We start from the raw sequence: 18,896 nt of genomic DNA, 5'->3' as shown, positions 1-18,896 counted from the left end.
AAAGACAATAAAAATAAGTGAATGGTTATGTCTGATCTAATTCCTCAATCCGTGGAAACGGATACCCCTACTACCGCTATGGACCGCCGAAGCTTTCTTCGGACGGGGCTCGGTGGTGCGTTGTTTCTGGGTACGGTGAGTGTTACCGCCGGTTTGTCCGGCTGTGCATCTGCACCGGCTGGTCGGGACTACCCCATGCCGCAGGCCATGGACCAGAGTTACGAGTTCCGGTTCCTGACCCGTGATGACATTGTGCTGTTTGAAGCCTTGCTGCCCGCCATGATCGGCCCCGGTCTGACTGAGGAGCCGGTTGTGCGCCGCCAGCAGATTCAGGCCACTATCGAGCGTATTGACGCCGGTATTCACCAATTCGGACCTGCTAACCAGGAGGAGCTCCGGGGGCTGTTTGATTTGCTGAACTTTGGCCTGACCCGGATCACCGTGGCCCGTGTCTGGTCGCGTTGGCAGAACGCCAGTACGGAAACGGCTCATGCATTCCTGGAACGCTGGCGCACCAGTGGTATTGGGCTGTTCAACAATGGCTACATTGCGCTGACCAAGGTCAGCAACGTGGCGTTTTATGGCCACGAAGACCACTGGCACCTGTCTGGATATCCCGGGCCTCCCGCGTTTGCCGTGGATGCCCTGCCCCAGTTCCAGGGCAACGCCTGAGCGACCCACCTGCATATCGGAGTACTTGAATGTCTTTAACGGATCGTATTGCCCGTGGGCTTGAGGCTGGCTGGAAGGTCACCGAGTCCGCCTGTTTACCGCCCACCAGATGGGCGGCTGTGGCATGGGCAGGAACCCGGAAGAGTCCGTGGTTAACGGTTTCGGCGAACATCACCAGGTCGCCAATCTCAGCGTTCACGATGCCTCGATCTTCCCCACCAGCATCGGCGCAAATCCACAGCTATCGGTTTATGCCCTGGCTGCACGGAATAGCACCAGGCTGGCCCAAAAATTGATGTCACCATAGGCGGCATGTTGTCCGGGGTGTCGCGTGAGGTTCAGGGGGAAGGCTGCTATCCTGTAGGCTTCCGGTGAAAAGGAGCTCCGAATGCCAAAAGTCATCTACCCGGGTACATTTGACCCGATCACCAACGGCCACACCGACCTCATCGAACGCGCCGGCCGCCTCTTCGACGAAGTCGTCGTCGCCATCGCCTACAATCCCAAGAAGTCCCCGCTACTGACCCTGGAAGAGCGCTGCGACCTGGTTTCCAAGGCGACCTCACACCTGCCCAACGTCACCGTCACCGGCTTCAGCAACCTGTTGGCAGATTTCGTACGGGAACAGAGCGCTACGGTGATACTTCGCGGGCTCAGAGCCGTCTCCGACTTCGAATACGAATTCCAACTGGCAGACATGAACCGCCGCCTGGCACCGGAAGTCGAGAGCGTATTCCTGACACCGGCCAACCACCTGTCTTATATTTCCTCCACCCTGATCCGGGAAATTGCCTCCCTCGGCGGAGATGTTTCGGAATTTGTTGACCCGGCCGTGGAAGCGGCTCTCAGTGAAAAGTTTGGCAACAGCTGAAACGGAGAGAAAATTTCTGCCTGAATACGGGCAGCAGTCGAAAGAACGATCAGAACAGTGGTGGTAACGGAATCAGATTGCCGTTGATATCCAGGGCAAGGTCTTCAAGGGTGCCCTGGACCCGCAAACGGTCTCCTTCCTGCACCACCATCCCCTGCTTGATGAGCGGGGCCACCTGCATCCCCAGCTCCGGATACTGCTCCACCAGTGCCAGTGGCATGCTCAGGTCAAGATTACCCGTCAACCGCTGCATCACCATCATCATCTGATCTTTCTCCTCATCAGACAACGACGGGTGCTGCACCATAATCTCCCCGTCTACAGGGCCATGAGGCGTGGCGAACGACAGCTCCGGAAAACCAAACGAAAATCCTTCTCCGGCAAGACCCAACAAGGCCTGATTAATGCGGTTCATGGACTCCATCTGTTGCTGCATCACGGCACGGGAATCGCCGCCGGAGGTGTTGAGGGCAGCCGTTTGCATGTCCGTCATTGCGGTGGTCAGATTATTCCAGTTCTGCACATCCAGGCCACCGAATACGAATTCCATGCGATGCGGGCCGAAGTCCTTGCCGTCTGCAGTCACTGTCTCCAGCGTCATGAGCGTCTCTGAACCAATGCTCCCGCCATCATCCTCGGTAAAGGTTTCACTGCGGATTGCCAGATCGTCAAACCGGAGCGTGGGCTCGTCCCTGGCAGCCAATTCAAATCCACTCAGTGACAGTTCGCCGTCACCCAGCCAGACACCCCCGGTAAGATGTTCCATGGTCTGCTCAAGGCGAAAATCCTCGATACTGATGCGAAGGTCCGGGGCCCGGATGACCGCCCCTGGCCAGAGCATGAGAATATCTGCGTGGGAGCCATTGTCACTGATTTCAGCGCGACTGAAACTTTCCGACATATCGAAGGATTCGCCGCTTTCCTCGTCGAACACGCTTATCGCTGGAACGGAAAGCTCGACAATTGCCTTTCCCCAAAGGCGGGTTTCCAGGGTCAGTTTCGGCTTTTCATCCGGAAAGATCTTTTCGACATTGGAGCCAAGCTCACTGGACGGAGAAAAGTCCAGCAAACTCCCGGTGACGCCATGGCTCACCGTGGCCTGGTACTCGTACTCGTGTTTTTCACCGGTGTCCGGATTCTGAACCGAAACCGTGCCGGTAAAATCAGCGCCCAGATAACCCCGTCTATAGTCCCGCGTTTCCAACTGGAACAGCGGCTGGGCCTGATTCACTTCCGTGGTGACGATTTGCCACTGCTGTTCTGTTACATAGCCCACCGCCCAAGGGGCGACCACACCAACCACCAGCACTGCCGCACCGGCAACCATCCACTGTTTTTTCAACTGCCTTTTCTCCGTTACAACGCCCGCACCCCCTGAACAAATGTTGCAGGGAAGCACAGGTTATACTATTTACCGGTCAGACGTTCCAGCAGAACCAGTTGCGATGCCAGCCGGTCCTCATCTTCTGCCGGCTGATTCTGGATGTAACTGCCATCCGGCTGCAACACCCAGGACTGGCAGTTATCGGCAAGATAGGTATCCAGGTCTTCACGCACCCGCGCGATCAGGGCCGGGTCTTCGATAGGGAAGGCGGTTTCCACGCGGCTCAGCAGGTTGCGTTCCATTCCGTCGGCGCTGGAGCCGTAAACCTCAGGCCGGCCGTTATTGCCAAAGTAATAGACCCGAGTATGCTCCAGGAACCGCCCGATGATGGAGCGTACCCGTATATTCTCAGACAGCCCCGGCACCTCCGGGCGCAGGCAACAGATGCCGCGGATGATCAGATCTATTTTCACCCCGGCCTGGGAGGCCCGGTAAAGCGCCTTGATAAGCTCGCGCTCGGTCAGGGCATTAAACTTGAAAATGATACGCCCTTTGGAGCCCAGTTCCGCTTCCCGCTCTACCAGTCCCAACAGACGGGTGTGCAGTGTGAAGGGGGAATGGAACAGCTTCTTGATTTTCAGCGCCTTGCCCATACCGGTCAGCTGCTGGAACAGCTTGTTGACGTCGTCACCAATGGATTCATCACAGGTCATAAAACTGTAATCGGTGTACAGACGGGCATTCCCGGCATGGTAGTTACCCGTGCCCAGGTGCACATAGCGGCGCAGCTTTCCTTCTTCCCGCCGCACAATCAGGATCATCTTGGCGTGGGTCTTGTAGCCCACCACACCATAGACCACGATAACACCGGCCTCCTGCAGACGGCTGGCCAATTCCAGGTTTTCCGCTTCGCTGAAGCGGGCACGGAGTTCGATGATGGCGGTGACTTCCTTGCCACGGCGGGCCGCGTCCATCAATGCTTCGACAATTTCCGAGTCGGCGCCGGTACGGTACAGGGTCTGGCGAATGGCCAGCACCTGGGGGTCCTTGGCGGCCTGGCGCAACAGATCCACCACCGGGCTGAAGTTTTCATAGGGGTGCAACAGCAGCAGAGGCCGTTTGCGAATGGCATCGAACATGGTTTCTTTGCTGCGGATCTGGCGCGGAATCGACGGTGAAAACCCCGAATAGGTCAGGTCTGGACGATCTACCAGTCCGCCCACCGCCATCAGACGGGTAAGGTTCACTGGTCCGTGAACCTTGTACAGATCCCGCTCAGTCAGGCCAAATTCGCGCAGCAGAAAGTGAACCAGCTCTTCCGGGCAGTTATCCGCCACTTCCAGGCGCACCCCATCACCAAAACGCCGGCTCAGCAGCTCACCGCGCAGGGCCGAGGCAAGGTCTTCGAGGTCGTCTTCCAGCTCCAGGTCAGCGTTGCGGGTCAGGCGGAACTGGTAGCAGCCCTTGATTTCCATGCCCGGGAACAGTTCATCGGTATGAGCGTGGATCATTGACGACAGGAACACCAGGTTCTCGCCGCCATTGCAGACTTCGTCCGGCAAACGCACCAGGCGCGGTAATGAACGTGGTGCCGGCACGATTGCCATGCCGGTTTCCCGGCCGAAAGCGTCCTTGCCGTCAAGCTCGACAATAAAGTTCAGGCTCTTGTTCACCAGGCGCGGGAAGGGGTGTGACGGGTCAAGGCCGATCGGGCTGACTACCGGCAGGATTTCCTCGTCGAAATACCGGCGCACCCACTCAGCCTGCGCTTCCGTCCACTCGCGGCGCCTGACAAAGTGAATATTTTCCTGTTCCATCTCGGGAATCAGTACGTTGTTGATGATGTCGTACTGTTCCCGGATATACTCGTGCGCCACGCGGCTGATTTCGCCCAGCACCTGTTCCGGCATCATGCCATCGGAGCCCAGGGTTTCCCGCCCATACTTGATCTGTTGGCGCAGACCGGCGACACGTATCTCGAAAAACTCGTCCATGTTGCTACTGAAAATGCAGCAGAACATCAGCCGGTTAAGCAGCGGGTGGGTGGTGTCCAGAGCCTGCTTGAGCACCCGGTAATTAAACTGTAGCTGGCTCAGTTCGCGGTTAAAATAATTTTCCTGGGCCGCCACATCAATGTCGTTGCCTGGGGTTGGCACTTCCACCGGGGCCGGCACGTTCTGGGCCTCAACGGCCTTCAGGTTGTTTGCAGATTCGGTACTCATTGCTAATTGCTTCCATTGTCAGTGCGCCGGTGCAGCGCCCTGCTTGTGACTGTGGCCTGTCAGTTACGGCTGCTGCGTATCAGCCGGGCCGCTCTGACGGCAAAATAGGTAAGTATGGCGTCGGCACCGGCACGGCGCATAGCCATCAGGCTTTCCATCATCACGGCGTCGCCATCAAGCCAGCCGTTTTCCGCAGCGGCCATGTGCATGGCGTATTCACCGCTGACCTGGTAAACAAACGTGGGCACCTGCAGTTCGTGCTTTACCCTATGGACTATATCCAGATAGGGCATACCGGGTTTGATCATCACCATGTCTGCGCCTTCGGCAATATCCATCGCCACTTCATGCAGCGCTTCATCGCTATTGGCCGGATCCATCTGGTAGGTTGCCTTGTTGCCCTTACCCAGGTTCCCGGCCGAGCCCACCGCATCGCGGAAAGGCCCGTAATAGCTGGATGCGTACTTTGCAGAATAGGCCAGAATCCGCGTATTCACATAGCCGGCGGACTCCAGGGCATCCCGTATAGCAGCGACCCGCCCGTCCATCATGTCGGACGGGGCCACAATATCGGCACCGGCATCCGCGTGGGACAACGCCTGATTCACCAGTGCCTCCACTGTTACATCATTCAGCACGTATCCGTCGTTGTCGATGATGCCGTCCTGGCCATGGGTGGTGAACGGGTCCAGCGCCACGTCGGTAATAACACCCAGCCCGGGGTGAGCTTTTTTCAGCGCACGCACGGCGCGCTGGGCGAGTCCATCGGAATCCCAGGCTCCGGAGCCCGACAGGTTCTTGCGCTCCGCCGGCACAACCGGAAACAGCGCCACGGCGGGAATTCCCAGATCAACCAGTTCCGCCGCCTGCTCCACCAGCAGATCAATGCTCAGGCGTTCCACTCCGGGCATCGAAGGCACGGCTTCACGCTGGCCCTCACCCTCCAGCACAAACACCGGGAAAATCAGGTTATCGGCACTGAGCTGATGCTCACGAACCAGCCTGCGGGAAAAACTGTCAACCCGGTTACGACGCAAACGAGTAGCAGGGAAAACGCGGTTTGCCGGAGAACTCAAGGAACACCTCCTGTGGATGATTGGCGCACAACATATCCTCATCATACACGCCCGCAAGCGGCGGTGGCAGGGACCGCAACTAATCCGCAGGCTCAGGCTATCATCACCAGATGACCGGAATGTTACCGGATTGAGTCGAGGGCTTCCGCGCGCAGCTTTTCCGCGCCTTCGAAATAGTCATCCCTGAGAGATTTGACGGCAGCCTGGCGCTCAGGGCCTGCAAGCCCCAGGCTATCAAGCTCCGCCAGTGCCTCACTGTAGGATTGCCACTTTTTCTCCCAGGCTCGTTGCTCGGCCTCCACTGTTTCCAGTTGCCGGGCCGCCTCTGCACCGAAGTGCTTCTGCCGCCAAGCGCGCAGCGCCTCTGGATCGCCTGCAAACTCAGAACGTGCCTGCTGGTAATCGGTAAACTTGCGGGTTTCCCGACGGGCCTCACGAATGGGTGCCGGCAGTGCCTGCTCGGCTCGCTCCAAAGCCTGCGCCCTTTCCTGATCGGAGAGCGATTCGTCAGTTCTTATGCGCAACTGCTCCACCTGAAACCGGTCTACCGCCTCATCGCTTGCAAAAAAAGCATCGGCGATTCGCGCATCCATCCAGGTGCGCCGCAAAGCCCGAATTTCCGCCAAGTGTTGGCGCATTTCTCCGGCATCCGGCATTGCTGAATTGCCATAAGTGGCTTCCAGATCGCCCAACGCCAGCTTGTAATCCAGGTAATCCCCCAGGATCGCCATGGCCTCTGAACGGGCGGGTTCACCCAATTGCGCAAGTGCCCCCTCTATCCGTGCGACCAATTGGGGCAGAGTCTCCTCGCCCAGGGCGGAAAGGTAATATTCAAACAACTGCCGCAACCGGGGCGTGGGTACCAACGAGCCATTGCCATCGGTCTCTTTCCAGCCACCGGGCATACTGGTTCCCTGCAGTGAGGCCGGTAACACATCGGGTACAGCAGCACCGGTTTTGCCAATCAGCTTTGAAGGCATCTCGCCAGCTTTGACCAGACTCACCGACATATCGGGCTCGCCACTGGCATCAAGGCCGGCAGCACCCGCCGGTGATGCGCGGCCATCATTGAAATAAATCAACGTGCCGGCAAATAGTGCTGCCGTCACGAGAAGTGCCACAGTCGCTAAACGAAGGAGTCCGCTCATTAAAGCTGCCTGTTTACGAGTTAAGAGCTATTCTGGTGGAGGCAGCATAGAGGAACGAAGGTAACGGCGGTGAGACCAACTTCAAAACAACTGTAAAAGAAGAGGGCTAAACTGGCCGCAACCCTGAGGTTGCGGCCAGAGACATTCAGAGGGAGCGATTATTAAAACCCACATCCACCTTTCGGGGGGAGTCCGAACGGAATGCGGTATCAACTTCCTGGATCCTGCCACCCTGGTTCAGAAACGATTCAATATCCTGCTGAAGCTGGGCACGAATGCGTGCTCGGCCGGCAATGGAATGTGTATCGTCACTGTCGAGTGTCCAACCACCGGATTGCTCCAGATTGCTTTCGTCGAATTCACTCATGGTTTTCTCCATCAACGAAAACATCACAACGAGCGCACCAAACCTGTTCCGGCAGGCCGCCCCGTCTCAGCGGATACGGCTTGCGACCCGCCTTGGCGTCTTTATAATCCGCTTTCGGTTGCAGCGCTATTTCTTCACAACGTGTTTTTTGTAACTTTTTGTAACTATTTTTAAGGCACTGTTTTAAAAGAACAATATGCATCAAACTACGCAAGCTAGCTGATTGACATAAAGAATGAATAATGATTCACTGCTTATAAGGAACCCGCATGGCATATCGGGAAACAGAGAAAATGCGCAACCGCAAGGCCGAAGCCCGCAAGCGCATCATCGAATGTACCTATGAATGTGTGGCTGGCGGCGGTTTTCGTAGCGCGCAGATAACCCGTGTTGCAGCCTGCGCGGGTGTCGCCACAGGAACCATCTACCGCCATTTCGAGTCCAAGGAACACCTGTTTGCAGAAATTTTCAGGATTGCAACGCAACGGGAAGTGGACAAAGTCGCCGAAGCACTGGCAACAGAAGGAAATGCGGTAACCCGCCTGGAAACGGCCCTGAGCCAGTTTGCAGAACGTGCGCTGAGAGGCCCGGTGATGGCCTGGTCACTGATCGCTGAGCCAGTGGACCCGAAAGTGGAGGAAGAGCGCCTCAAGTTTCGCAGAGCTTACGCCGAGCTGTTTGAGCAGGCGATAAGGGAAGGTATAGAAGAACACAGCCTTCCCGACCAAAACGCCAGACAAAGCAGTACCTGCCTTGTGGGCGCCATTGCCGAAAGCCTGGTGGGGCCACTGTCACCGGCCCAGACAGGCGACACCGACCCGGCAGAAAACAATGACCATAATCCGCTGGTCAACTCCATCATACGCTTTTGTATGCAGGGGCTGACTGGTACCAGGAGATAAACATGAACGCCCGTCAGCCCCTGCCACAAGACAACTCCACACCCCCTGGAGACGACCGCTACCTGGCCGCCACCCACGAGGTTTTCAATCAGCCTCCGGCTCTTCAGAACTACAATCTGTTCGAGCAGGACAAAGCCCTGCAGGAAGCAGTAGCCCGGGAAGGCGCAGCTGCTGCCACTGACGATCTGAAGCAGTTCGGCGCCCTGGCGGGTGCTGCGGAAACCATTGAACTGGGGTTCCGCGCCAACGAAAACAAACCGACGTTCAACACCCATGATCGTTTCGGCCACCGGATTGACCAGGTGGACTTCCATCCCGCCTACCACCAACTGATGTCCACGGCCTTGGAAAACGGCCTGCACAGCAGCCCCTGGGCCAACCCCGGAGCCGGCGCGCACGTATCAAGGGCCGCCAAGTACTACATGCATTCCCAGGTGGAAGCAGCCCACTGCTGCCCCATCACCATGACCTTTGCCGCCATCCCGTCGATTCGCAAGCAACCGGAACTGGCCGCGATCTGGGAGGACAAGATCCTCGCCAACAGCTACGACCCGCGCAACCTGCCGGACAGCGAGAAGCAGTCGGTTACCATCGGCATGGCGATGACCGAAAAACAGGGTGGTAGCGATGTCAGGGCCAACACCACCCGTGCCTATGCCACGGGCGCCGAGGGTCCGGGCCAGGCTTACGAACTGGTCGGCCACAAATGGTTCGTATCAGCCCCCATGTGCGACGCTTTCCTGGTGCTGGCCCAGACCAAAAGCGGTCTGTCATGCTTCCTGATGCCACGCTGGCGCCCGGACGGCAGCAAGAACCCCTGGCAGGTGCAGCGCCTGAAAAACAAGATGGGTAACGTCGCCAATGCCTCCAGCGAAGCCGAGCTACGCGGCGCACTGGCCTGGATGGTCGGCGAAGAAGGCCGGGGCGTGCCCACCATCATCGAAATGGTCGCCATGACCCGCTTCGACTGCATGATCGGCAGCTCCGCCGGCATGCGCCAGGCCCTCGCCCAGGCCAGCCACCACTGCCACCACCGCAGCGCCTTCGGCAATCGCCTCAGCGACCAGCCACTGATGCAGAACGTACTGGCCGACCTGGCCCTGGAAAGCGAAGCGGCACTGGCCTACACCATGCGTATCGCCCGCTCACTGGACAACCAGCACCTGGAACACGAACGCCTGCTGGCCCGGCTGGCCACCCCTGTCGGCAAATACTGGATCTGCAAACGCACACCAAACCACGCCTACGAAGCCATGGAGTGCATTGGCGGCAGCGGCGTGATGGAAGACTGCATCATGCCACGCCTGCTGCGCGAGTCACCGGTCAACGCCATCTGGGAAGGCAGCGGCAACGTTCAGTGCCTGGACACCCTGCGCGCACTCCAGAAAGAACCCGACACCCTCGACGCCTTCTTCCACGAAGCCGCCGAAGCCCGCGGCACCGACGCCCGCTTCGACCGCTTCCTGGCACAACTGCAGAACGACTTCGCCGACATCAGCGACTTCGAATACCGCGCCCGCAACCTCGTCGACCGGCTGGCGTTGCTGATGCAGGCCTCCCTGCTACTAAGAAACTCCGACCCCGCCGTCGCCGACGCCTTCTGCGCCTCCCGGCTGGAACACAGCGGTGGCCTAAACCACGGCAACCTGCCCTCCGGCACCAACCCGGCGGCCATTATCAAGCGGGCGACGCCTGTAGTAGGCTAATCCAAACGGATGTCCGCCTGGCTATCGCAATGATCGCCCTGGTGGACTCCACCTGAATTGTCAGCGAACCGGTGGGGGAGGCCTTTCCAAAGCTGTGCGGAGCCATGGATGGCGGAGCCCAAGCGCCACAGGGATGTGCTTGAGCGTGTTTTGGAAAGGCCTCCCCCACCGGTTCCAGCACCAAAGCCGGAACCAAACATGTCTGAAGCCCTGAGAAAACTCCTGAACCAAGGCAACCCCCAACAGCCAGTAATCACCCCCCACGTTGGCATACTCACCCTGCACTTCCAGCTCTACGCCTGCGAAGACCTCAAAGCCAAACGTAAAGCCTTCACCGCCATGAAAGCCGTCTGGGGCAAAGAACCCGACCTGGCCGTCGCCGAAACCGCCGACCAGGACGCTCTCGACTGCGCCACCTGGACCATTGCCGCCCTCGGCAGTTCGTCCCAGCAAATCTCACAGCGGCTGGACCAAATCGAAAAAGCCATACAGGAACGCATAGACGCTGCCATACTGGACGTACACCGGGAAATACTTTGACCCTCCCGCAGGGCAGGCGCCATGCTGTAGCGTATGGTTTCACGACACCGTATACTACGCCCCCTCAGGGAGAACGGAACGCCCGGGACAGGCTTTGCGAATGACCACTGATAGCGTGTGGCACCTATGACCGGAAAGAAAAAATCCGCCCAGGCCTCAGTAGAGGCCATGTATCGTGTGTTCACCGTGCCCGAGGCACCTGAATCCACCCTGAGCCGGATTGACCAGAACATATCCCGTAATCTTGCCGGATTCCTGCAGGAACACATCGTTGCGGTCGAACGGGACCTTTCCGACGTCGAGAAAGATTTCTCGGACTACACCATTCCCGAAAAGCCCATTTTTGTCTCCGAACAGGCCCAGTTCCTGCTCGACAAACTGGTCGCCAACTCCGTACACACGGCGTCTCCCAGCTTTATCGGCCACATGACATCGGCACTGCCCTACTTCATGCTGCCGCTGTCCAAGATCATGATTGCCCTCAACCAGAACCTGGTAAAAACCGAAACCTCCAAGGCCTTCACCCCCATGGAGCGACAGGTACTGGGCATGATTCACCGTCTGGTTTACGAACAGGACGGCGCCTTCTACCGCAAGTGGATGCACGATCCGAGCTATGCGCTCGGGGCAATGTGTTCCGGCGGCACTGTTGCCAACCTGACCGCGCTCTGGGTGGCCCGCAACAACGCCTTCCCCGCTGAGGGCAGCTTCCGCGGCATCCACCAGGAAGGCCTGTTCCGGGCACTGCGCTACTACGGCTGCGAGGGCGCCGCCATACTGGTTTCACGACGCGGCCACTACTCCCTGCGCAAAGCCGCCGATGTACTGGGCCTGGGCCGGGAATTCCTGATACCCGTCGACACCGATGACGACAATCGCATCAACACCGACGCCCTGCGTGAAAAATGCCTGGAGCTACACCGCCAGAAAATCCGGGTCATGGCCATTTGTGGCATTGCCGGCACTACTGAAACCGGCAACGTCGACCCGCTGGATGCCATGGCCGACATCGCCAGGGAATTCGGCGCCCACTTCCACGTGGACGCGGCCTGGGGCGGGCCAACCCTGTTCTCCCGCACCCATCGTCACCTGATGAGGGGCATCGAAAAGGCAGACTCGGTGACTTTTGATGCCCATAAACAGCTCTATGTGCCCATGGGCGCGGGCCTGGTCGTATTCCGCGACCCGGGCCTGGCAAGCGTGGTAGAGCACCATGCCCAGTACATCATCCGCAAGGGCTCACGAGACCTGGGCAGCACCACCCTGGAAGGCTCCCGGCCGGGCATGTCCATGCTGATCCAGTCAGGGCTGAGAATCCTGGCGCGGGAAGGGTACGAAATCCTCATCGACCAGGGCATCGACAAGGCCAGAACATTTGCGGAAATGATCAACGCAGAGCCGGACTTCGAACTCATCACCGAGCCCGAGCTCAACATCCTGACCTATCGCTATTGCCCGGAAAAGGTACAGCAGGCGCTCTCCATTGCTGACCCTCTGCAAGTCGAGCGACTGAACACCTCCCTGAACCGCATCACCAAGTTCCTGCAGAAAACCCAGCGTGAGCGGGGCAAGGCATTCGTTTCCCGGACACGGCTGGAGCCTGCACGTTACTTCCACTTCCCCTGTATCGTATTCCGGGTGGTACTGGCCAATCCGTTGACCACAAAGGAAATCCTGGCGGATATATTGAAAGAACAGCGGGAATTGTCTTCAGATGAGGGCATTGCGGACGAAATCGCCATCCTGGATCAGATGGCCGACGCTGTATTGAAGCAGCACCAACCTGGGGCTCGGCAGGCCTGAGGATCAGCAACCTGTCAGATACCGCGAGGAGCGGGGAACACACTTCCAAAACACGCTGTAAATACGTCCATGTACGCTCGGCTCCGCCATCCATGGCTCCGCACGGTTTTGGAAGTGTGTTCCCCGCTCCTCGCTCAGTGCAAACCTACAGCCAGGGTGTAATCAGTCTTCAGGCCTAATACAGCGCTTCCTCGTCATCAAGAACTTCGTCCAGAATATCGAGAAACATGTGATCTGCGCGGCTCCAGTTCTCTGGAATGCGGATCGTCGTATTGGCACTTATTTCCCGGGCAATCAGCTCATTGGCGTTGGGCTCGTTGCGGTATTTGCGGGCAATTTCCACCGATTTCACCGCAATGGTGGGATCACTGAGAACCTTCTTGATAAACACCCTGAGCTCGTCAATAACCTTTGCCTGACGGCTTTCCTCTGCTGAACTCATGAATCAATCCCCGGACAGTGTGGCAATTTTGCGGAGGCAAACACCTCCCGTTTCAGGAATAGTATGGGCCAAACAGGCAGCTGACAACCAGCACCGGTGATTCTTTACAGCAACAGGCCCCGCAGTGTGAAGAACAGGATAGCCGCCATACAGGCCGACGCAGGCACAGTGATAATCCAGGCGGCAACGATACGGGTCAGGTGGGAGCGCTTGACCATCTCCTCGCGGTAGATCTTTTTCAGGCGCTTGCGCTCCTTCTTGGAAAGAGGCACCTGCTTCTTTTGCTTGGCCTGTTTGAGCAGGTTTTCCATTTCCTCGACGGAGGCATTGCGGAAATCTTCCAGAAACGGACGCAGGCGCTCGCGTTCCACGTCTTCATGGCTGTCCATGATGTTATGGAGTTGGGTCGCATAATTGGACTTCAGATATTCCCTCAGAAAACCCACGCCAAATACGCCACCCACGGCAATATGAGTGGAGCTGACCGGTAGCCCCAGTTGCGAGGCGATAATTACCGTCAGGGCCGCCGACAGTGCAATACAGAAGGCACGGGTTTTATCCAGTTCGGTAATTTCACTGCCAACCGTCTTTATCAACCTTGGGCCAAACAACATCAGGCCGACCGCAAGCCCTACGGCACCCACCAGCATCACCCACAGAGGGATCGTTGCAGCGGTAACCACCGCTTCTGCCGACAAGGCGTCGTTGATGGCGGCCAGCGGGCCTATAGCATTGGCCACGTCATTCGCCCCGTGGGCAAAACTGAGCAGGGCGGCACCAAAGATCATTGGCCAGGTAAAAAGGTCACTGACGGCGGTAGAACTGTTCTCCATCATTGCCGCGCGGCGGCTCACCAGGGCCCGCATCAGGAAAAAGACCACCACGGCAATGCCCAGGCCAACGAGCGAGGCACCCACGAAGTCAACCTCAACCACCTTCTTCACACCCTTGATCATCAGGTAGGTGCCGAACGCCCAGGCCATGATAGCGACAAGCCAGGGAACGAACGTCCGGGCAGCGGACACCATATTTTCCCGATACAGCACGGTTTTCTTGATCACAAACAGGAACAGAGCCGCCAGCACGCCCCCCATTACCGGAGAGATCACCCAGCTTGCGACAATCTTGCCCATCACCGCCCAGTCAGCGATGCCCCAACCACCAGCGGCAATCCCCGCACCCAGAACACCGCCAACGATGGAGTGAGTGGTGGATACCGGCGCGCCCATCCAGGTGGCAAGGTTCAGCCATAAGGCACCCGCCAGCAATGCCGCCGTCATCAGCCATACAAAAGCGTTGACATCTTCCAGCCGATCGGCAGCAATAATGCCACCCTTGATGGTAGAAACCACATCGCCACCGGCGATAATGGCGCCTCCCGCCTCGAATATGGCGGCGATAACAACGGCGCCTCCCAGAGACAGTGCTCCGGAACCAACCGCGGGGCCAACGTTATTGGCGACATCATTGGCACCGATGTTAATGGCCATGTAACCGCCAATAACCGCTGCCGCCATCAACAGCATGCTGTTAGGCATACCACTGCTGATCTGACCTACCACCAGGAAAACAATAAACAGAAACAGGAAGCTGATGCCAACGCGGTAACGCTCGGTAGCTGGACTGGTCAGGAGGGTGTCAAGGAATCCGTTTTTGCCGGCCATAACACATCAGGTCTCGCAATAGAGGAATATGAGGAGCGACTATTCAGCCTGTTCACGGCGGCAACTATAATTTTTTTGTCATCAAAATGAAACAAAACCGTCATAATCGCGATTGCTTGAGGCCAGGGCGCGCAATCGCTATGATCGTCCCGCATTTCACCAGGCAGGACGAGTTATGGCATCAATCCGGATTCTGGTTGGCAGCGTCTACGGTGGCGCACTGCTGACAGCGCGCGCACTGAAGAAAAACCTGGAGCAGGAAGGTCACCAGGTCATCGTTCTGGAAAATCCGGAACTGGAAGACATCTCCGGCAACAGTGACCCGGTACTGATCTGCACGTCCACCACCGGACAGGGAGAAGTACCACCCAATCTGCTGCCCTTCTACCTGAGGCTTCGCGAAGAACTACCCCAGCAACCGGGACGCCCTTTCGGAGTGATCGTTCTGGGTGACAGCTCATACGGGGATACGTTCTGTGGTGCCGGTGAGCTGATGGAAGAAGCCTTCCATGAAACCTCGGCGCGGAAGGTCGGTGACACGCTTCAAATTGACGCCCTGGAAACCACCGAACCGGAAGTAGAAGCCGAACCCTGGGCACGCCAGTGGGTGGAAAGCCTGTAAAACCCGTGTTCCGGCACGGTGCAAACCCGTCATTTCGCCCTTGAGCACCTGAGTGGTTGAAGCCATACTGACACGAACAACCGCAAAAGATTGGTATTACGTGCGCCAACTTGCTCAGTTTTTCGCCCTTGCGGGCGTATTGATCATGATGGCTTTCGGAACCCAGGCAAGCCCCTCGGAATCCGGGTTTGCAGAGCCGGATATAGACTACATCCGGGTGGCTCCTTCCGAAGAGTTGGATCTCAGGGAAGCACTTGCTTCCGATGGCTGGCAGTCACTGGAAGGCGAAAGTCCGAACTTCGGCTACATCCGGGATACCGTGTGGCTCCGTATTCCTGTACCGGCCATGTCGACACTACCCGGCAACCGGCAACTGCTGGAAGTACGATATCCGCATCTTGACGAAATTTCTTTCTACCTTCTCGAAAACGGCGTTCTCCGTCAGCGCGTTCTGACCGGTGATCACCTCCCGTTCGATAATCGCCCGATAAAACACCGCAACTTTCTGTTTGCCTTCGACGTCAGCCCAAACAGTGACTATCAGATACTACTCAAGGTGCAAAGCCAGGGAGCGATGCAGATACCTGTCCGGTTCTGGAATCCGGCTGCTTTTTTTGAGGCTGCTTCGATAGAAGATCAGATGCACGCGATTTACTACGGCATCATGATCATGGTGATTTTCTTCAACCTGTTCATCTTTCTGGCCCTGCGAGAGCGCATGTATTTGCTGTATGTGCTGTCGACCCTGGGGTATTTGTTGCTGATCGGCGGCCTGAACGGTAGTACCTATCAGTTGCTCTGGCCGGAATTACCCTGGCTGCACAACCAGGCGATGATGCTGACCGTGCCGGGTGCGCTGATATTTACCCTGCTGTTCTCCCGCGCTTTCCTCAACCTCAGGGCCACCAGCCCGAGGATGGACAGGCTGGTCTGGTACACCGTACTGGTCAATCTGGCGGTTGCCATCATTACGTTTATTACTGATTACAGCATTGCCAGCCGGCTTACCGTCGCCCTGGCCATTCCCAGTTGTCTTTTGCTGACGGTGATCGGCCCATTGCAATGGGTCAGGGGAAACCCCCAGGCCAGCTATTACACCATCGCCTGGGGGTTGCTGACCCTCGGCAGCGCAGTAACCGCAGCCAACAAGTACGGGCTGATCCCCACCAACTTTGTGACGGTTTACGGGATGGAAATTGGCTCGGCTCTGGAAGCCATTCTGCTGACCATAGCCCTGGCTGCCAGGCTTTATCAGGAGCGGGAAGACAAGGTTCGGGCACGGGAAGCGGAAATCGCCGCCATGGCGGCAAGGCGTTCAGCAGAGTTGAGACTGATCAATCAGGCATTGCATAACCCTCTGACCGGTTTACCCAATCGCACCTGCCTGGAAATGATGATCAACGAACTGATCACCCGGGAACCCACAAAGCGGTTTTCCATATCGGTTATTCATCTCACCAACCTGTCGTCCATTACCAAAACCCTGGGACATCGCAATACCGACCGGCTGATCGAGCTGGCCGCCCGACGCTTTAACAGTATCATCGGAGATCTGCCCGGAATCTGTCCGGTTGAGACCACAGAGCAACAATCGTTTTATCTGGCCTCTCTGGAGTCGTCCACCTTTGGCTTTGTGGTAGAAACCGACACCCTGTCGCAGGTGCCGCGCGCCGTTGTCAATGCTATCGAGGCACTCTGTGAGCCCGTGGATTATCTGGGTATGCAACTGCCTCTGGACCCCCGCACAGGTACGGCCATCTGTCCGGACCATGCCACGGATGCCAACACGTTGATCCGCAGGGCGTACATTGCCCAGGGTTCAAAAGATGCCCGAGACCGGGGGCTGGCTTTTTACCAGCCCTCGCGGGATTCCTACAGCGCGGACCGTCTGACTCTCGTCTCGGAACTGAGATACGCCCTGCAAAGCAACGCGCTTACTCTTTACCTGCAGCCGAAGATGTCACTGAAAACCAGGGAAGTGGTGGGGCTTGAGGCACTGATACGCTGGCCTGACCATAAAAAAGCCGTCGCTGCCGATGAGATCATTGCCCTCGCAGAACAAACCGGACTGATCAAACCGCTGACCCGCTGGGTGCTGGAGCAGTCACTGACCATGAGAAACCGATTGCTTGAAAAAGGCCACCGCCTCGACCTGTCGGTCAATATTTCGCCTAATAACCTCAGAGAGCGTGACTTCCCTGTATTCGTACAAAGGTTGATGAGCAGTCACCACTCCCATCACGGAGCCATCACCCTGGAAGTTACCGAAACCTCAATGATGCAGGACCCAGTTAACTCCCTGGCAGCACTCAATTCATTGCACGCCACGGGTATTCCGCTATCTATTGACGATTTCGGCTCCGGTTACTCATCGCTCTCGTACATCAAGCAGTTGCCCGCCAGCGAAATCAAGATTGACCGCTCGCTGGTGACCGATCTGCCCACTGAAGCCGGTGACCGAGTAATCGTCAAAACCACCATCGACATGTGCCACAGCCTTGGTTACAGCGTGGTTGCTGAAGGTGTTGAGAAACAGGAAACACTGGAGATGCTGGAACAGATGGGCTGCGACATGATTCAGGGCTATTTCCTGAGCCCGCCCCTGCCATTTGACGAGATGATTGTGTGGCTGGACGACCGGGAACGCCAGGAGAATACCCGCGGCATCGGTTAACCCCGATGGCGAATCAACGCTTCCTGTGTTGTTGATGCCACAAGCTTTCCCTGCTGATCGAAGAAATTACCACGATTGAAGCCACGACCACCCGATGCGCTGGGGCTGTCCTTATCGTAGAGCAGCCATTCGTCCATGCGGAATTCACGATGGAACCAGATGGAATGATCCAGACTGGCTATCTGCATTTCCTTGCTCATGAAAGTCACGCCATGGGGGTTCAGTGACGTTCCCAGAAATGAGAAGTCAGAAGCGTAGGTCAACAGGCAGCGGTGCAATACAGGGTCGTCCGGCAAGTGGCCCTGGGTGCGAAGCCAGCTCTGTTTATAGGGCGGGTGAGGCTCGGGCTTGAGGGGATTAACCGGGTTCACAGGGCGGATTTCGATGGGACGGTCACGGGTCAGCGTGTCGCGGAGATGCTCCGGCACATGGGGCGCCAGCAATTCGCCGTATTCCTGCTCCGACTTGAGACTCTCCGGATCCGGCGCCGCCGGCATATCCAATTGGTGCTCGAAGCCCTCTTCGGCGACCTGGAACGACATCGAGCCGGTCAGGATTTCCTTGCCATCCTGTCGCGCGATCACCCGCCGGACAGAAAAACTGCCGCCATCACGAACTCTCTGGACTTCATAGTCGATGGGCATGCTGTGATTGCCCGGGCGCAGGAAATAGGCATGCAGGGAGTGAGGCAGGCGTCCTTCCACCGTGCGGCTGGCGGCCATCAGTGCCTGACCCAGAACCTGGCCCCCGAATACATTGGGAAAGCCGAGATCCTCGCTGTCGCCCTGGAAGTGATCATCACCAATCGGGGAAAGATCCAGCAAATCCACCAGTTTTCTGGTTACTTCCAGCATGCCCGCTCC

At 57.5% G+C, this 18,896-nt stretch carries 17 protein-coding genes and 1 pseudogene; 9 read left to right on the top strand and 9 right to left on the bottom strand.

All coding sequences use genetic code 11. The features are described 5' to 3' along the window. Positions 1-27 precede the first annotated feature (27 nt). The 3 genes and pseudogenes from M8010_RS04075 (at position 28) to coaD (ending at position 1,543) form a co-directional block, all read left to right on the top strand. Positions 28-672: a Rossmann-fold NAD(P)-binding domain-containing protein gene (locus M8010_RS04075; RefSeq protein ID WP_250089055.1), complete on the top strand. Its 645-nt coding sequence runs from the start codon at positions 28-30 to the stop codon at positions 670-672. Positions 673-742: 70 nt separating this feature from the next. After that, positions 743-979: pseudogene (locus M8010_RS04070) on the top strand (GMC family oxidoreductase); the annotation flags it as partial. An 81-nt stretch (positions 980-1,060) separates the two neighbouring features. Then, positions 1,061-1,543 carry a pantetheine-phosphate adenylyltransferase gene (gene coaD / locus M8010_RS04065; RefSeq protein WP_250089054.1) on the top strand — a complete coding sequence of 161 codons (483 nt, stop codon included), beginning with the start codon at positions 1,061-1,063 and terminating at the stop codon, positions 1,541-1,543. A gap of 49 nt (positions 1,544-1,592) precedes the next feature. On the opposite strand, the gene M8010_RS04060 is transcribed toward coaD, so the two are convergent. The 6 genes from M8010_RS04060 to M8010_RS04035 form a co-directional block, all read right to left on the bottom strand. Continuing rightward, the gene (locus M8010_RS04060) at positions 1,593-2,885 is read right to left on the bottom strand and encodes a DUF945 family protein (RefSeq protein ID WP_250089038.1); all 1,293 of its coding nucleotides are present in this window, start codon (positions 2,883-2,885) and stop codon (positions 1,593-1,595) included. A gap of 65 nt (positions 2,886-2,950) precedes the next feature. After that, a complete protein-coding gene (ppk1, locus tag M8010_RS04055; RefSeq protein ID WP_250089036.1) occupies positions 2,951-5,089 on the bottom strand; it encodes a polyphosphate kinase 1 in 2,139 nt (712 codons plus the stop codon). A 59-nt stretch (positions 5,090-5,148) separates the two neighbouring features. Further along, complete coding sequence (gene hemB, locus M8010_RS04050) at positions 5,149-6,165, bottom strand: porphobilinogen synthase (RefSeq protein ID WP_250089028.1); 1,017 nt, start codon at positions 6,163-6,165, stop codon at positions 5,149-5,151. Positions 6,166-6,287: 122 nt separating this feature from the next. Next, complete coding sequence (locus M8010_RS04045) at positions 6,288-7,313, bottom strand: lipase secretion chaperone (protein WP_250089027.1); 1,026 nt, start codon at positions 7,311-7,313, stop codon at positions 6,288-6,290. A 145-nt stretch (positions 7,314-7,458) separates the two neighbouring features. Then, positions 7,459-7,680 (bottom strand): hypothetical protein, encoded by a 222-nt coding sequence (locus M8010_RS04040; RefSeq protein ID WP_250089025.1) that lies wholly within the window; start codon positions 7,678-7,680, stop codon positions 7,459-7,461. Next, positions 7,673-7,882, bottom strand: coding sequence for a hypothetical protein (locus M8010_RS04035; protein WP_250089023.1), 210 nt, complete (start codon positions 7,880-7,882; stop codon positions 7,673-7,675). Before M8010_RS04035 ends, M8010_RS04040 begins: the two co-directional genes overlap by 8 nt. Before the next feature lie 67 nt (positions 7,883-7,949). Between M8010_RS04035 and M8010_RS04030 the strand changes: the two genes are divergently transcribed. The 4 genes from M8010_RS04030 to panP all read left to right on the top strand — a co-directional run bounded on the left by M8010_RS04030 (position 7,950) and on the right by panP (position 12,631). Beyond that, positions 7,950-8,582: a TetR/AcrR family transcriptional regulator gene (locus M8010_RS04030; protein ID WP_250089020.1), complete on the top strand. Its 633-nt coding sequence runs from the start codon at positions 7,950-7,952 to the stop codon at positions 8,580-8,582. Positions 8,583-8,584: 2 nt separating this feature from the next. Further along, entirely contained in the window at positions 8,585-10,288 is a 1,704-nt protein-coding gene (locus M8010_RS04025) for an isovaleryl-CoA dehydrogenase (protein ID WP_250089019.1), read from the top strand. A gap of 198 nt (positions 10,289-10,486) precedes the next feature. Continuing rightward, positions 10,487-10,828: a DUF503 domain-containing protein gene (locus M8010_RS04020; protein ID WP_250089018.1), complete on the top strand. Its 342-nt coding sequence runs from the start codon at positions 10,487-10,489 to the stop codon at positions 10,826-10,828. A gap of 126 nt (positions 10,829-10,954) precedes the next feature. Beyond that, positions 10,955-12,631, top strand: coding sequence for a pyridoxal-dependent aspartate 1-decarboxylase PanP (gene panP / locus M8010_RS04015; protein WP_250089016.1), 1,677 nt, complete (start codon positions 10,955-10,957; stop codon positions 12,629-12,631). A 175-nt stretch (positions 12,632-12,806) separates the two neighbouring features. On the opposite strand, the gene M8010_RS04010 is transcribed toward panP, so the two are convergent. Together M8010_RS04010 and M8010_RS04005 are read right to left on the bottom strand one after the other, a co-directional pair. Beyond that, positions 12,807-13,073: a hypothetical protein gene (locus M8010_RS04010; RefSeq protein ID WP_250089014.1), complete on the bottom strand. Its 267-nt coding sequence runs from the start codon at positions 13,071-13,073 to the stop codon at positions 12,807-12,809. Positions 13,074-13,177: 104 nt separating this feature from the next. Beyond that, positions 13,178-14,737 (bottom strand): inorganic phosphate transporter, encoded by a 1,560-nt coding sequence (locus M8010_RS04005; protein ID WP_250089013.1) that lies wholly within the window; start codon positions 14,735-14,737, stop codon positions 13,178-13,180. Between the two features lie 175 nt (positions 14,738-14,912). Here M8010_RS04005 and M8010_RS04000 point away from each other — a divergent pair, with 175 nt between their 5' ends. Next, entirely contained in the window at positions 14,913-15,359 is a 447-nt protein-coding gene (locus M8010_RS04000) for a flavodoxin (RefSeq protein ID WP_250089011.1), read from the top strand. Positions 15,360-15,459: 100 nt separating this feature from the next. Further along, positions 15,460-18,033: an EAL domain-containing protein gene (locus tag M8010_RS03995; RefSeq protein ID WP_250089009.1), complete on the top strand. Its 2,574-nt coding sequence runs from the start codon at positions 15,460-15,462 to the stop codon at positions 18,031-18,033. On the opposite strand, the gene tesB is transcribed toward M8010_RS03995, so the two are convergent. Then, positions 18,030-18,887, bottom strand: a complete 858-nt coding sequence (tesB, locus tag M8010_RS03990; protein WP_250089008.1) for an acyl-CoA thioesterase II — start codon at positions 18,885-18,887, stop codon at positions 18,030-18,032. The genes M8010_RS03995 and tesB overlap by 4 nt on opposite strands. Positions 18,888-18,896 lie beyond the last annotated feature (9 nt).

Origin of the sequence: Marinobacter sp. ATCH36, from assembly GCF_023555055.1 — a bacterium.
In the GTDB taxonomy this organism is placed as follows: Bacteria; Pseudomonadota; Gammaproteobacteria; order Pseudomonadales; family Oleiphilaceae; genus Marinobacter.
Note: the sequence above shows the minus strand (reverse complement) of the source record. Positions and strands in the feature narration are given on the sequence as shown.

What these genes read in the sequence shown, in the direction of transcription:
- M8010_RS04005 (WP_250089013.1), bottom strand. Translation starts at nt 14,737, where the DNA reads ATGGCCGGCAAAAACGGATTCCTTGACACCCTCCTGACCAGTCCAGCT.
- M8010_RS04020 (WP_250089018.1), top strand. Translation starts at nt 10,487, where the DNA reads ATGTCTGAAGCCCTGAGAAAACTCCTGAACCAAGGCAACCCCCAACAG.
- M8010_RS04035 (WP_250089023.1), bottom strand. Translation starts at nt 7,882, where the DNA reads ATGCATATTGTTCTTTTAAAACAGTGCCTTAAAAATAGTTACAAAAAG.
- tesB (WP_250089008.1), bottom strand. Translation starts at nt 18,887, where the DNA reads ATGCTGGAAGTAACCAGAAAACTGGTGGATTTGCTGGATCTTTCCCCG.
- M8010_RS04000 (WP_250089011.1), top strand. Translation starts at nt 14,913, where the DNA reads ATGGCATCAATCCGGATTCTGGTTGGCAGCGTCTACGGTGGCGCACTG.
- panP (WP_250089016.1), top strand. Translation starts at nt 10,955, where the DNA reads ATGACCGGAAAGAAAAAATCCGCCCAGGCCTCAGTAGAGGCCATGTAT.
- M8010_RS04045 (WP_250089027.1), bottom strand. Translation starts at nt 7,313, where the DNA reads ATGAGCGGACTCCTTCGTTTAGCGACTGTGGCACTTCTCGTGACGGCA.
- M8010_RS04075 (WP_250089055.1), top strand. Translation starts at nt 28, where the DNA reads ATGTCTGATCTAATTCCTCAATCCGTGGAAACGGATACCCCTACTACC.
- coaD (WP_250089054.1), top strand. Translation starts at nt 1,061, where the DNA reads ATGCCAAAAGTCATCTACCCGGGTACATTTGACCCGATCACCAACGGC.
- ppk1 (WP_250089036.1), bottom strand. Translation starts at nt 5,089, where the DNA reads ATGAGTACCGAATCTGCAAACAACCTGAAGGCCGTTGAGGCCCAGAAC.
- M8010_RS04040 (WP_250089025.1), bottom strand. Translation starts at nt 7,680, where the DNA reads ATGAGTGAATTCGACGAAAGCAATCTGGAGCAATCCGGTGGTTGGACA.
- M8010_RS04010 (WP_250089014.1), bottom strand. Translation starts at nt 13,073, where the DNA reads ATGAGTTCAGCAGAGGAAAGCCGTCAGGCAAAGGTTATTGACGAGCTC.
- M8010_RS04025 (WP_250089019.1), top strand. Translation starts at nt 8,585, where the DNA reads ATGAACGCCCGTCAGCCCCTGCCACAAGACAACTCCACACCCCCTGGA.
- M8010_RS04030 (WP_250089020.1), top strand. Translation starts at nt 7,950, where the DNA reads ATGGCATATCGGGAAACAGAGAAAATGCGCAACCGCAAGGCCGAAGCC.